This is a genomic window from Nonomuraea bangladeshensis (assembly GCF_039529455.1).
GTDB classification, from domain to species: domain Bacteria; phylum Actinomycetota; class Actinomycetes; order Streptosporangiales; family Streptosporangiaceae; genus Nonomuraea; species Nonomuraea bangladeshensis.
Window position 1 is genome coordinate 58,901 of sequence record NZ_BAAAMV010000007.1, and the last position, 12,875, is coordinate 71,775.

The following is a 12,875-nucleotide window of genomic DNA, read 5'->3' on the forward strand; positions in this document are numbered from 1 at the left end:
CCGGCATTCGCGACATCTCCCCCAAAGTCGCACCAGCGTAACGGGCATGCCGGTGTCGAGGCGCTGACCTCTGGGTATTGTTGCCCCACGTGAGTACGCCGCGATTCCTCGACCTGCCTCCTGGCGTCACCCCACAGAAGATCGAGACGCCACAGGGCACGTTCGCGGCCCTGGAGGCCCTTCCGGTCAGTGGTGTGGTTGAGCGCTGGCCCGCGCTCCTCGTCCCCGGCCTGACCGGCAGCAAGGAGGACTTCATCGCGGTCCTGATGACGCTCGCGCAGTCCGGCCGCCGCGTGGTGGCGGTCGACCTGCGCGGCCAGTACGAGACCCCGGGCCCCGACGACCCCGCCGCCTACACCTGCGCGGCCCTCGGCGCCGACCTCGACACGCTCGCCCAGGTGATCGGCGGCGGCGGCCCCATGCACCTGGTGGGCCACTCCTTCGGCGGCCTGGTGGCCCGCGAGGCCGTCATCGACGGGCGTACGAAGTTCGCCTCGTTCACGCTCATGGGCTCGGGCCCGGGGGCGATCGAGGGCCGGCGGGCGCGCAACGGCAGGAAGATCATGGAGGAGGTGCCCGAGCACGGCCTGGAGCACGTGTGGCACCACAGGTTCGAGCCGGACGCGCTGGCGGCCGACGTCCCCGACGACATCGTGGCGTTCCTGCACCGGCGGCTGCTGGCCAACTCGCCGACCGGCCTTTCGTCCATGGCCGAGCAGGTGCTCACCATGCGCGACCGCACCGACGAGCTGCGTCAGATCGAGGTGCCCACCCTCGTCCTCTACGGCGAGGACGACGACGGCTGGTCTCCTGAGACGCAGTCGGAGATGGCCGCCAGGCTGGGCGCGGAGTGCGTGGTCGTGCCGGGCGCCGTCCACTCCCCCGCCGTCGAGGCGCCGGAGACGACGGCGGCCGCGCTGGTCAGGTTCTGGAACGCGGCCGAGAAGCACTATTTGGACATCCATTCCAATAGCCTGTAATCATGTACTTACCATGAACGGCATCGAAGACCTCGTCGTCCAGCCGCCGCACACCGTCACCTACCGCGTGCACATCGACCGCACGATGTGGGTGGGCGGCGTCCGCGGGCTCATGCTGCAGGCGCTCCACCCCCTGGCCATGCGCGGCGTCTGGCAGAACTCCACCTTCCAGCAGGACCCGTTCGGCCGGCTGCGGCGCACCGCCGACTTCGTGGGGCGGGTCACGTTCGGCAGCCCGGAGGAGGCGGCCGAGGCCGGGCGGCGGGTGCGGGCGATCCACAAGACGCTGCGCGTGCAGGACCCCGACACCGGGCGCAGGCACCGGGTGGACGACCCCGAGCTGCTGCTGTGGGTGCACTGCGCCGAGGTGTCGTCCTACCTGGAGGCGGCCAGGCGCGGCGGGCTGCGGCTGAGCGAGCGCCAGGCCGACCGCTACCTGGCCGAGCAGCGCGCCGCCGCGGCCTACGTCGGGCTGCACCCCGAGGACGTGCCGGGCACGTGCGCCGAGCTGGACGCGTACGTCAAGCAGGTGCGGCCCGCACTCCGCGTCACCGAGGAGGCCGCCGCGACCGTGCGGTTCCTCATGTGGCCGCGGCTGCCGGAGGAGCTGCGCATGCTGTCGCCGGGCAAGCCGGTCTACTTCCCGTTCGGGGCGCTCTGCTACTACACGCTCCCCGACTGGGCCAGGCGGATGTACGGCGTGCTGCCCGAGGTGCCCCGCGCGGCGGTCACGGCGGCGCTGCGGGCGTTCAGGCTGGCGATGAACTCCGTCCCCGAGCCCGTCCACGACCGGGCCTTCATGCCGGCCACCCGCGAGATGCTCCGGGCGACCAGGGAACGGCTGGGCGCGGCCGGCTACGACGTCAGCGAGGGGCTCAAGGGCCTCACGGACCCCCGCCGCTGGCCCAAGGGGGCAGCGGACCCGGCGTCCGCCGCCTGACCCCCGGAAGGGCCGAGGCGGCGGCGCTCATATAGCGCGGTCGTCCCAGGGACGCTCACTCGGCGAGGCCGTCCCAGGGGTCGCGGTCGGGGGCCACGGCCTGGCCCTCGGGACAGTGGCGGCGGAAGTCGCACCAGGAGCAGATCGGGCCCGGACTGGGCGCGAACAGCTCGTCGATCTCGGGTGGCACCGCCGCGGGCCCCACGAACGGCCGCCCGGACGCCCCCGCGGGAGACGGGACGGAGGTGCGGGACGCCTGGCCGCGTGGGGCGGTGCGGCCCTTGGCGGGGGCGGCGACGGCAGCACGGTAGCGCTCGTCGGCCTCCGCCGCCTCGCTCGCCAGCTCTTCGGCCCGCCTCAGATGGCGGGCCAGCGACTCGTCGGTGTGCCGCCACTGGACGATCTCGCCGGTGGGCAGGTGGTGCAGCTCGACCTCGTGGCACGGGGTGCGCAGCATGCTGGAGGCGGCCACGGCGTAGGCGGCGAGGGCGAGCGAGCCGCGGGCGTCGTCCTGGGTGAGCGGGCGGCGGCCGGTCTTGTAGTCGACCACGACCAGCTCGTCGCCGCGCCGGTCGAGCCGGTCGATGCGGCCCGACAGGGCGATGACCTTGGTGCGCGTGGCGACCGTGCGTTCGACGCCGACCGGCTCATCCGCCGGATCTAAAGTCGCGACATATCCGGACACGAGGTCGCGGGCCCGCGCCAGCCACCGCCCCGACTGCTCGGCGTCCCTGAACCCCTCGGCGATCCACCCGTTGGTGAGCAGGACGGCCGCCGTCAGCGGCGTGCGCCGCTCGTACGGCTCCCGCCACCACCCCGCCAGCGCGTTGTGGACGCTCGCGCCGACGCTGTTGTGCGCCCAGGCGGGCCCCTTGGACGGCTGGGGCCGGTCGAGGTAGCTGAACCGGTAGCGGCGCCGGCAGTCGAGCCAGGCGTTCAACCGCGACGGCGTGCATGAGTAGAGCCGCCGCGGCATGTCCTCCAGCGGGAGCTGGCCCTGCACCGAGCTCACCCGGCCGCCTACTCGTCGCCCGGACCGAGCTTGATCCCGGAGATCCTGGTGCCGTCGGCGAGCGGGCCCTCGGACTCCTCGCCCTCGGTGGCGACCCTGGTCAGCGAGCCGGACACCCAGTCGTCGAAGTGCGGCTCCAGGTCGCCGACCGTGACCTCGTCGCCGTGGATCGGCAGCACCCGCGTCTCCGGCGGCAGCGTGAACAGCCGCCCGCCGATCGAGGTGAGCTGGTCGGCCAGCGCCGGGTATTCGCCGCCCAGCTTGCCGGGGCCGTCGGCCTGGAGCGCCTTGCCGGTGAACACGGCCCCGAGCGCCTCGCAGTAGAGCGACACGCCGCCGGGGGTCACGCCCGGCGTCTCCATGACGTCGAGCTGGACGTCGGCGACCTCGAAGATGCCGTCGTCCTCCATGTCGATGTCGGGCCAGGTCTCGGACCAGGTCTCCCGCCACAGGGGCTTGTCCTTGGGGTGGAGCGCCACGACGGCCTCGTCCCTGCTGGCCACCTCGATGGCCGCGGAGACGTGGTCGGGCAGCCCGGCCGTGCAGATGACGGCCAGCACCTCGCGCTCACCCACCTGCTCCATGATCTTCTCGGCGTCACGGGACGGGTCGATGACGATCACCTCGTCGTCGTCGCCTATGACCCAGGTGTTGTTCTCGACCTTGTGCTCGGTGCCGTCGAGGTCGACCACGCCCTCGGTCACCACTCTCTCGATACGCGCTGTCACGCCTCCGAACTCTAGCCCGTCTGCCTGACAGCGCGAATCGCGAAAGCGCGTCCTAGTCCTCGAGCCGTGGCGAGAAGGCCCCGAAGGGCACGTCCAGATCGTGGTCACGGGCGTCGACCAGGGACAGCTCGGCGAGCGCGATCATGCATCCGGCGTCGGCCGGCCAGCAGATCGTCCACAGCCAGTTGCCCAGGGCCTCGCCCGCGTAGACCGCGCGGTCGTCCTCGCCGTCGACGCACCAGAGCGGGGCGGGATGCCCGAGCACCTCGATCTTGGCGTTGGGCGGGCCCTCGTCGAACCCCGTGCCGGGGTCGGGGCCGTCCAGCCCGGCGAACGCCGCGCCGAGCCCGATGCCCGGCTCCTCGGCGATGATCAGCATGTCGGCCGGCCCTTCGACCAGGGACGGCCCGGTGAGCGCGACGACGCTGGCGCGGGCGCCGGTGCGCTGGTCGCCCACCTCGGCGAAACCGGTCACCACCCATCGGGAGGGCAGCGGCCACGGCAGCCATACGGGCACGACGGAGCTCTTGCGCATCGCGTCCAGGGCCTCGCCGGTCGGCGGCCACGGAGGCTGATACGGCAGGACGTCGCCGTGCGTGTCACATCGGTACGCGCTTGACCAGGCGCCCGGCCCGTGAAGAGGGCCGAAACACCGTGGGCAGGTTGGAGCCGCTCTCACACCTACCCACGGTGCTTTCTCGGGTACGGCCCCGTCAAGGCCGCTCCCCGTTATCCCGTCGTAATCTTGGTCATGTGCGCGTAAATTGTGTCGGCGCCGTCATTCTCGACGCCGCCGGGCAGCGGATCCTGCTCGTCCAGCGGGGGCGTCCTCCTGGCGTGGGCCTGTGGTCCGTGCCCGGCGGCCGGCTGGAGCCCGGCGAGGACGACGAGACGGGCGTGCGGCGCGAGGTCCTGGAGGAGACCGGCCTGCGGGTCGAGGTGGGCCCGCTGGCCGGCGTGGTGGAGCGCCCCGGCCCCGGCGGCGTCACGTACGTGATCCGCGACTACCACGCCACCGTGACCGGCGGGGCGGCGGCGGCCGGTGACGACGCCGCCGACCTGCGCTGGTGCACGCCGGCCGACCTCGCCCGGCTGCCGCTCACCGAGGGCCTGCTGGAGACGCTCACCGACTGGGGAGCCCTACCGGCTTGAGGTCAGGCTGGAGGTCCACAGGATGAGGTGGTCGGCGTCGTACGTGGTGGACCGCCCGAGCGCCACCACCTCCGACCCCGACACCGCCACGGCGGTGAGCCACTGCATCCCCGGGCCGGCCAGCCGGTCCTTGGTGAGCGCCATGCGGTTCCAGTTCAGGCCGTCCTGGGAGGTCCAGGCGGCGCTGTCGCCCTCGCCGGGCGCGCCGTGCCAGCCGACCGCCACCAGGCCCTCGGCCGCCGCCGCGAGGTCGTAGACCGCGGCCGCCTGCTCGGCGGGCAGCCACGCGGTCTCCCAGCTCTCGCCGTCGTCGGCGGAGACCGCCGCGAAGGCGCGGCGGGAGCCGCCGCTGATCGCGGTGCCCATCGCCACCAGCCTGCCCTGGTGCTCGACGATCCTGCGCAGCCCGGCGGACGTGGCGTCCGGCGGGGCCACGCGGGGGCGGGCGCTCCAGTTGAGCCCGTCCTCGGAGTACCAGACGAGGCTGCTCTCCCGGTCGGCCGGGCCCGCGCCGCCCACCGCCACGAACCCGTCCGCCGTCGCGGCCACGTCGTGCACGCGCGCGCCGGCGCCGCCGTTCGGCAGCTTGGCCGCCCTGGTGAACCTGCGCAGGTCGGAGGTGAACCACATGGCCGCGCCCGCGTTGTTCGCCTGGTCGGTGTCCTGGCCGGCGAGCACGTAGCCCTTCTTGCCCGCGGCGACGACCCGCGGCTCCAGGCCCACGTGGCCGGAGCGCCTGGCCAGGTCGCCCGAGACGTTCACCCGCCTCCAGCTCTCGCCGTCGGCCGAGGTCACCAGCAGGGGGTCGGTGACGCCGACGTTGGTCTCGGTGCCGCCGACCGCGAGCCAGCCACGGGAGCCGTGGGCCACGTCCTCCAGCCGCTGGCGGCCGGAGCCGCCGAGGCTCATGGACTTCCAGCTCTGCCAGTTCCTGATCGTCCACAGGCCGGCGTCGCCGGAGGCCGAGCCGACGGCGACGTACCGGCCGCCGAAGCTGGTCAGGGCGCTCGTCTCGCGGGCCATGCGGGTCAGCCCCGCGACGTCGCCGAGCGGCACGCGGGCGGCCTGCCCGCGCGGCGGCGCGGACATCAGCACGAGCTGGTTGTCCACGTCGGAGGCGGCCTGGTCGCCGCCCGCGAACAGGGTGCCGCCCTCGGCGATGGTGAAGCCGCGCAACGTGGCGTTGCGCAGGTTGCCGAGCTCGGCCCGCTTGGTCCAGCCGCGGCCGTCGGACGTGGTCAGCACGGCGTACCGGCCGAGGCCGGCCTGCGTGATCGCGGCCGCCCCCGACTCGTACGAGATCAGCGACTCCACGCCGACGCTCTCGCCGCCGAGCCCCGCGATCGAGCCGCACTGCGCCCATTCGTCGCCGCCCGGCGAGCAGTAGACGCGTACGTCGCCCGTGATCGTCCGCTGCCGCGTCGGCACCAGCACGAACCGCTTGGGCAGCACCGCCAGCGTCCCCGCGCGCGGCATCGCCTCGGGGAGCAGGAACGCCGTGACCTGCCACGTACGCCCGCCGTCGGCCGACCGGACGACCCGCGAACCCTCGCCTTCCGCGGGTCGCCCGATGGCCACGACGGTGTCGCCCTTGGCGACCACCGCGTTGATCTCGCGTATCTGCAGGCCCGTCGCCTCGGCCCGCTCCCAGGCGCGGCCGTCGGCCGACCGCCAGGCCGCCGGGCCGGGCGCGCCGTCGTCGCCCGTGGTGGTGCCGACCGCGACGAACCCCGACGACGTACGGGCGATGTCGGCGATCCGGTCGCCGGCCCGGAACGCGGTCAGTGCGGAGGCGGGCACGGCGTCCCAGCTGAAGCCGTCGGCGCTGGTCCACAGGCCGCGCTCGCCGGTGCCGTAGTCCTCGCCGCTGGCCAGCCAGCGCCCGCCGCCGCCGACGACGCGCTGGACGGTGGGGGCGGAGGCGCCGTTGACCTGGCCGAGCTGCCACGTCTTGCCACTGTCGGGCGAGAACAGGAACAGCGGGCGCGGGGTGGGATCGGTGATGTCGCTGCCCACGGCGACGACCGCGCGGCCGACCGAGGCCATGTCGTTGAGCTTCTGGTTGACGCCGTCGCCGGCGGCGGGGACGGTGAACAGCTCGTCGCCCGAGCGGCCCGTCCCGGCGGCCAGGCTGAGGCCCTGGGGCTCGTCGCCGGCCCACTGCCAGACGAGCACGCCGGTCGCCACCAGGAGGGCGGCGGCGACGGTGAGGACGACGGGGGTGGCGCGGCTGCCCCGGCGTACGGGGCTGGACCTGCGGACGGCGGCGGGGGCCGGGCCTCTGTGGTGGCGCCCGCTCGCGCCCTGGGGGCGGGGCGGGCCGCTCGCCACGAGCAGGTCGGGCCTGGTCGGCCGGCCGGCCGGCGGGCGGCCGACGCGCCGCACCTCGGGCTCGTCCTCCCCGCCGGGCTCCGCCGGCGCGGCTCCGTCGGCCGGGACCACCAGCCGGTACGGGGCCGTACGCGGGTCCCTGCGCGGCGTCCCCTCCTCCACGCCCTCCCGCACCCCGGAGACGGCCTCCTGGCCCTCCCGGCCCTCCCCGCGCCGCGACTCCTCCTGAGCCCCCTGTACGGCCTCCTGAGCGTCCTCCTGCGGCTCGGGCGGCGCGTGGCCGGCAGAGGGGGGTTGGGCGGACGGAGTGTCATGGGGACCCGCCGGGCGATGCGCTGCGCCCTGGGGGACCCCGGGATCATGCGGGGCTGCTGTGCCATCAGCGGCCGTTGCCCCAGAGGGCGCCGCATCCTGCGGGGCCGCTGCGCCTTCGGGGGTCGTGTGCGAAGAGGCCGCCGCGCCCTGAGAGGCCGATGGACCAGGGGGAGCCGACGGGCTCTCGGGGGCCGCCGCATCCTGCGGGGCTGTGTCCTGGGGGGCCGGTGGGCCCTGGGGGGTCGGGGGCTTTCTGGGGGGGCCGGAGGCGACGAGTTTGTCCGGGCGGTTGACCACGCGGCGCGGCCGGCGGCGCGGCTCGGCCTCGGGCTCGGCCGTCGGCGAGCTGTAGGGCCTACGTCCCTTGGGCGGCTCCTGCGGCGTCTCGTCCGGTACGGGCGCCGCGAAGGGCGGCATGCCCCACGGGGACGTCAGGGGTAAGCCCCGGGCCCGGTCGTCGGTGGGCCCGGGCGGGGAGTGGCTGATCCTCGGCTCTGGAGAAGATTGCGGCTCTGACGCGCCCTCGGAGCGGGGGTCGTCGTCACCTGGCGGTCGCCGTGGCGGTTCGCTGGGGCCGGAGGCCACGCGCCGTACCTCCTAGTCGAACTAGTCGTACGGGAACGGTCACCATCCGGGACCGTTCCAGGAAGGATGTCCATCCTTATGCGCTTATTTCGAGTTTTTCTGTCTCACTCGACGAAGTATCACACGCGCCCACCCCTACCCCGCCGGACCGAAACGATCACCTCCGGAAGACCTCGCCCTCCCCACAGGTTCCAGAGCAGCACGAATGAGCGCGAATGGCGAGACCTCTCTAGTGAGATTCCCCCAACCACTAGCCCGATTTATCTCGAAATTGTGGCGATTGACCGCTTTTTGGCCAGGTACAAAACCCCGAGCGAGAACACCAGGAACTGCACCGCCGTCCCCGTCAGCGCCTGCCACGGCACCGCCACCTCCGCCTGGTTCAGCGACTCCTGCAACTCCCCCGCCGCCGCGCTCAGCCCGAACGCCACCACGTTGTTGAGCACGTGCAGCGCGATCGCCGCCTCCAGCCCCCCGGTACGCACCGACAACCAGCCCATCACCACGCCGAAGGCGAACACGTCGGCGAGCCCCGTCCACGAGTAGCCGTGCAGCGAGGCGAACAGCGCCGCCCCGACGACGATGCCCCACACGGGGTTGCGCACGTGCGCCCCGACGGCCTGGAGGAACCAGCCGCGGAAGACGTACTCCTCGGCGGCGGCCTGGAACGGCACCAGCACCAGGATCACCACGAACACGGGCAGGAACCTCTCCCAGCCCACCCAGCCGAACATGCCGGCCTCCGCGCCCGTCAGGGTCAGCATCAGCCACTGCGCGGCCTGCCCGAGCACCATCGCCAGCACCGCCAGCCCCGCGCACCGGACCATCCAGCCCCAGCGCAGCCGGCCGGCCACCGACGACAACGTCCCGGGCCTGCGCCGCTGCACCAGCGCCGTCACGCCCACCACGAGGAGCAGCACGGGCGCGATCGACATCAGCGTCGTGCCCAGCCCGAACGGGGTGCCCTCGGGCAGCCCGGTGTTCACGTCCACCGGCGAGGGCAGGCCGAACACGGCGGCGAACAGCATGGCCGCGGTGATCACCACGAACCCGATGACGAAGAACCCGATCGCGATCACCAGCGTGCCGACGATCGAGCGCCACGGCCGGGTGGCCTCGTTCCGCGCCAGATGGTCGAAGCGGGCGCCCGAGGGCATCGGCAGGAACCAGGACCGCTGCGGCGGCACGGGCGGATAGGGATATTGCGGCTGCGGGTACGCGGCCCCGTACGGGTGGCGCGGCGGACCAGGGTTCTCCTGCATTCCTCCATTCTGTCCATCTGATGCGCAATAGTTCACAGACGGATCGCGCTTTTGGGCGGATGCTCTCAGAGGTAGGCACTTCAACCCTGGGAGCAGTCCATGTCAAGGCTGGGACCTGTCATCACCCTCGTGGCGGGAGCCGTGCTCGCCGCGGGGCTCGGTGTCGCCAGCGTCAACGCGACACCTGCGGCGAACACCGCCGCCCCCAACGTGGAGAACACCGTTCCCGACGAGGAACAGACGGCTGAACAGCCGGCTGAGGAGCCGGCGCAGGAGGCGCAGCCGACGCCCACCCCCGAGCGCACGGAGGCCAAGAAGATCGACAAGGCCGACTACGGCGGCCGCGTCACCGGCAACGGCGGCCTCATCGCCATCTCGATCAGGAACGGCAAGGCCGTCGGCTACTTCTGCGACGGCCGCGCGGAAGCCTGGTTCAAGGGCACCCAGTCGGGCGACTCGGTCAGCCTGACGGGGGTCAAGACCGGCAAGGTGACCGCCGACCTCGGCGCCGGCAAGGCCACCGGCCAGTTGTCGCTCGGCGGGAAGAAGTGGAGCTTCGTCGCCCAGTCCGTGCGCAAGCCGTCGGGCCTGTACCGCGCCACCGCCCTCGTGCGCGGCGCCCAGTACCGCGCCGGCTGGATCCGGATCAAGAACCCGGACGGCAGCTACACCTCGGTCGGCGCCGCCACCTCGAACGACCGCCTGGTGCCCGTCCCCACGCTGAACCCCGACCAGCCGACCGCGCCGCTGACGGTGGACGGCACCACGGTCACCCCGAAGGACGTCGACGGCTTCATCGAGGAGATGTCATGACCGCCATCCACCGGACGCCCTCGCGCGGCCTGGCCTCGTTGCTGGTGCCGCTGCTGATCGGCGGGCTCGTGGTGCTCGCGCTCGGCGTGTACGGCCGCGCGCACACCCCCACCGGCTACGCCGTCGGCGTGGCGGGCTTCTCCGCCGCCCTGCCGATGAAGGCGTGGCTGACCACGGCCGCGCTCGTGCTGGCGTTCGTCCAGGTCGTCTCGGCCCTGTCGATGTGGGGCAAGCTCGGGATCGCCATACCGGCCGGGGTGCACCGCTGGTCGGGGCGGCTGGCGTTCCTGGTGACGATCCCGGTCGCCTTCCACTGCCTGTACGCGCTCGGCCTCCAGTACGACGTGCCCAGGGTGCTCGCGCACTCCCTGCTCGGCTGCTTCTTCTACGGCGTGTTCACCGCGAAGATGCTGGCCCTGCCCAAGCGGGACACGCCGGGCTGGGCGCTGCCGGTGTTCGGCGGGCTGGCGTTCACCGCGCTGGTGGGGCTCTGGCTGACCTCGGCGTTCTGGTTCTTCACGGCCGTGGGCATCAAGGTGTGAAGGTGACGGTCCTGCTCAGCCCGGCCGCCCGCCCCTTGGCGGCCACGACGAGCGCCATCTTGCGCGAGGCCTCGTCGATCATCTCGTCGCCCAGCATGACCGCGCCGCGCTTCTCCACGGTGGTGTAGTACTCGTACGCCTCCAGGATCAGCTCGGCGTGGTCGTAGTCCTCCTGCGCCGGCGAGAACACCTCGTTGGCCGCGTCCACCTGGGAGGGGTGCAGCACCCACTTGCCGTCGAAGCCCAGCGCCGCCGACCGCCTGGCGACCCGGCGGAAGCCGTCGACGTCCTTGATCTGGAGGTAGGGGCCGTCGATGACCTGCAGGTCGTGGCTGCGGGCCGCCATGAGCAGGCGCATGAGGATGTAGTGGTAGGCGTCGCCCTCGGTGTAGCCGGGGGGCTGCTCGCCGACGACGAGCGTGCGCATGTTGATCGAGGCCATGAAGTCGGCGGGCCCGAACACCAGCGTCTCCAGCCGCCGCGACGAGCCGGCGATCATGTCGACGTTGACCAGGCCGCGGGCGTTCTCGATCTGCGCCTCGATCCCGATCCTGCCGGGCTCGTAGCCCATGGCCTTCTCGATCTGCGTGAGCAGCGTGTCGAGCCAGACCACCTCGGTCGGGTCCTGCACCTTGGGCAGCATCACGCAGTCGAGGAACTGCCCGGCGCCCTCGACGACCTCGATGACGTCGCGGTAGGTCCACTGCGTGGCGAGGTCGTTGACCCGCACCACACGCGTCTTGCCCGACCAGTCGCCCTCGCGCAGCGCGGCGACGACGTTGCGCCGCGCGTCCTCCTTGGCGGCCGGCGCGACGGAGTCCTCCAGGTCGAGGAAGACCTCGTCGACGGGCAGGGTCTGGGCCTTCTCCAGGAAGCGCGGGTTGCTCCCCGGAACCGCGAGAACCGAACGACGTGAGCGCATGCGCACACGCTACTGGTGGCGCCGCCCCCTCCCGGTGGCGGCACCCACCCGTACGTCTTCGCTCAGCGGCGCGGGGCCAGGCCGAGCTGGAGGCCCTTCAGGCTGGAGGAGCGCTTGCTCAGGGCGCCCGCGATCGAGCGCAGCTCGGCCGCGGCGGGCGAGTCGGGGTCGGTGAGGACCAGCGGCTTGCCCTCGTCGCCGCCCTCGCGCAGCCGCATGTCGATCGGGACCTGCCCGAGCAGCGGCACCCGCGCGCCGAGGATGCGGGTCAGCGCGTCGGCGACGGTCTGGCCGCCGCCCTCGCCGAACACCGAGATGCGCTCGTCACAGTGGGGGCAGGGCAGCCAGGACATGTTCTCGATGACGCCGGCGATCTGCTGGTGGGTCTGCGCGGCGATGGAGCCGGCGCGCTCGGCCACCTCGGCGGCGGCCATCTGCGGCGTGGTCACGACCAGGATCTCGGCCCCCGGGAGCCGCTGCGCCACGGAGATGGCGATGTCGCCGGTGCCGGGCGGCAGGTCGAGCAGCAGGACGTCGAGGTCGCCCCAGTAGACGTCGGCCAGGAACTGGTGGAGCGCCCGGTCGAGCATCGGACCGCGCCAGACGACCGGGGTGTTGCCCTCCGGGGGCTTGAACATGCCGACCGAGATGACCTTGATGTCGTGGGCCACCGGCGGCATGATCATGTCTTCGACCTTGGTGGGCCGCTCGGCGGCTCCCAGCATGCGCGGGATGCTGTGGCCGTAGATGTCGGCGTCGACGATGCCCACCTTGAGGCCGCTCGCGGCCATGGAGGCGGCCAGGTTGACGGTCACCGACGACTTGCCGACGCCGCCCTTGCCGCTCGCCACGGCGAACACGCGGGTCAGCGAGCCGGGCTGGTTGAAGGGGATCTCCTTCTCCGGCCCGCGGTTGCCGCGCAGCTTGGTCTGGAGCTCCTTGCGCTGCTCGGTGCTCATCACGTCCAGCTCGATCTGGACGCCGGTCACGCCTTCGACCTTGGAGACGGCGGTGGTGACGTCGCGGGTGATGGTGTCCCGCATGGGACAACCCGCCACGGTGAGGTAGACGCCGACGCGCACCGCACCGCCGGGAGCGATATCGATGCTCTTGACCATGCCGAGGTCCGTGATCGGACGGCGGATCTCGGGGTCGATGACGGTGGAAAGAGCCGCCGTCACCAGTTCCTGGGTAGGTGCCATCGAAGTCTCGGCACGAGGGAGTGCCGTCCCTCCTTTGTCGGTATATGTGTGACAGGCGCTGGACGCCAGCGAGGATGCCCCTCCATGGTAT

Annotated in this window: 12 protein-coding genes; 5 read left to right on the plus strand and 7 right to left on the minus strand. The window is 72.7% G+C overall.

Going from position 1 to position 12,875, the window contains the following annotated elements; genetic code table 11:
• Window positions 1–89: 89 nt before the first annotated feature.
• Both ABD292_RS23260 and ABD292_RS23265 read left to right on the plus strand, forming a co-directional pair.
• On the plus strand, window positions 90–980 hold the full coding sequence (locus tag ABD292_RS23260; protein ID WP_344210586.1) for an alpha/beta fold hydrolase: 891 nt from the start codon (window positions 90–92) through the stop codon (window positions 978–980).
• A 13-nt stretch (window positions 981–993) separates the two neighbouring features.
• Window positions 994–1,920, plus strand: a complete 927-nt coding sequence (locus ABD292_RS23265) for an oxygenase MpaB family protein (protein ID WP_344210588.1) — start codon at window positions 994–996, stop codon at window positions 1,918–1,920.
• Between the two features lie 55 nt (window positions 1,921–1,975).
• Here ABD292_RS23265 and ABD292_RS23270 read toward each other — a convergent pair whose 3' ends face one another.
• The 3 genes from ABD292_RS23270 to ABD292_RS23280 are packed head-to-tail and all read right to left on the minus strand — an operon-like array spanning window position 1,976 to window position 4,339.
• Entirely contained in the window at window positions 1,976–2,932 is a 957-nt protein-coding gene (locus ABD292_RS23270) for a RecB family exonuclease (RefSeq protein WP_344210590.1), read from the minus strand.
• Window positions 2,933–2,940: 8 nt separating this feature from the next.
• A complete protein-coding gene (locus ABD292_RS23275) occupies window positions 2,941–3,660 on the minus strand; it encodes an MBL fold metallo-hydrolase (protein WP_344210592.1) in 720 nt (239 codons plus the stop codon).
• Window positions 3,661–3,712: 52 nt separating this feature from the next.
• Entirely contained in the window at window positions 3,713–4,339 is a 627-nt protein-coding gene (locus tag ABD292_RS23280) for a DUF6758 family protein (RefSeq protein WP_344210594.1), read from the minus strand.
• Window positions 4,340–4,413: 74 nt separating this feature from the next.
• Between ABD292_RS23280 and ABD292_RS23285 the strand changes: the two genes are divergently transcribed.
• Entirely contained in the window at window positions 4,414–4,812 is a 399-nt protein-coding gene (locus ABD292_RS23285; RefSeq protein WP_344210596.1) for an NUDIX hydrolase, read from the plus strand.
• On the opposite strand, the gene ABD292_RS23290 is transcribed toward ABD292_RS23285, so the two are convergent.
• Both ABD292_RS23290 and ABD292_RS23295 read right to left on the minus strand, forming a co-directional pair.
• The gene (locus tag ABD292_RS23290) at window positions 4,801–7,317 is read right to left on the minus strand and encodes a hypothetical protein (protein ID WP_344210598.1); all 2,517 of its coding nucleotides are present in this window, start codon (window positions 7,315–7,317) and stop codon (window positions 4,801–4,803) included. The two genes, ABD292_RS23285 and ABD292_RS23290, sit on opposite strands and share 12 nt — an antisense overlap.
• 986 nt (window positions 7,318–8,303) lie before the next feature.
• Complete coding sequence (locus tag ABD292_RS23295) at window positions 8,304–9,305, minus strand: CPBP family intramembrane glutamic endopeptidase (RefSeq protein ID WP_344210600.1); 1,002 nt, start codon at window positions 9,303–9,305, stop codon at window positions 8,304–8,306.
• A gap of 99 nt (window positions 9,306–9,404) precedes the next feature.
• Here ABD292_RS23295 and ABD292_RS23300 point away from each other — a divergent pair, with 99 nt between their 5' ends.
• Window positions 9,405–10,118, plus strand: coding sequence for a hypothetical protein (locus ABD292_RS23300; protein ID WP_344210602.1), 714 nt, complete (start codon window positions 9,405–9,407; stop codon window positions 10,116–10,118).
• Complete coding sequence (locus tag ABD292_RS23305) at window positions 10,115–10,660, plus strand: DUF6529 family protein (protein ID WP_344210604.1); 546 nt, start codon at window positions 10,115–10,117, stop codon at window positions 10,658–10,660. Before ABD292_RS23300 ends, ABD292_RS23305 begins: the two co-directional genes overlap by 4 nt.
• Here ABD292_RS23305 and ABD292_RS23310 read toward each other — a convergent pair.
• Window positions 10,650–11,582: an HpcH/HpaI aldolase/citrate lyase family protein gene (locus tag ABD292_RS23310; RefSeq protein WP_344210606.1), complete on the minus strand. Its 933-nt coding sequence runs from the start codon at window positions 11,580–11,582 to the stop codon at window positions 10,650–10,652. The genes ABD292_RS23305 and ABD292_RS23310 overlap by 11 nt on opposite strands.
• A 62-nt stretch (window positions 11,583–11,644) precedes the next feature.
• Window positions 11,645–12,784, minus strand: coding sequence for an Mrp/NBP35 family ATP-binding protein (locus tag ABD292_RS23315; protein WP_344210608.1), 1,140 nt, complete (start codon window positions 12,782–12,784; stop codon window positions 11,645–11,647).
• Window positions 12,785–12,875 lie beyond the last annotated feature (91 nt).

What these genes read in the sequence shown, in the direction of transcription:
- ABD292_RS23265 (WP_344210588.1), top strand. Translation starts at nt 994, where the DNA reads ATGAACGGCATCGAAGACCTCGTCGTCCAGCCGCCGCACACCGTCACC.
- ABD292_RS23295 (WP_344210600.1), bottom strand. Translation starts at nt 9,305, where the DNA reads ATGCAGGAGAACCCTGGTCCGCCGCGCCACCCGTACGGGGCCGCGTAC.
- ABD292_RS23300 (WP_344210602.1), top strand. Translation starts at nt 9,405, where the DNA reads ATGTCAAGGCTGGGACCTGTCATCACCCTCGTGGCGGGAGCCGTGCTC.
- ABD292_RS23305 (WP_344210604.1), top strand. Translation starts at nt 10,115, where the DNA reads ATGACCGCCATCCACCGGACGCCCTCGCGCGGCCTGGCCTCGTTGCTG.
- ABD292_RS23310 (WP_344210606.1), bottom strand. Translation starts at nt 11,582, where the DNA reads ATGCGCTCACGTCGTTCGGTTCTCGCGGTTCCGGGGAGCAACCCGCGC.
- ABD292_RS23315 (WP_344210608.1), bottom strand. Translation starts at nt 12,784, where the DNA reads ATGGCACCTACCCAGGAACTGGTGACGGCGGCTCTTTCCACCGTCATC.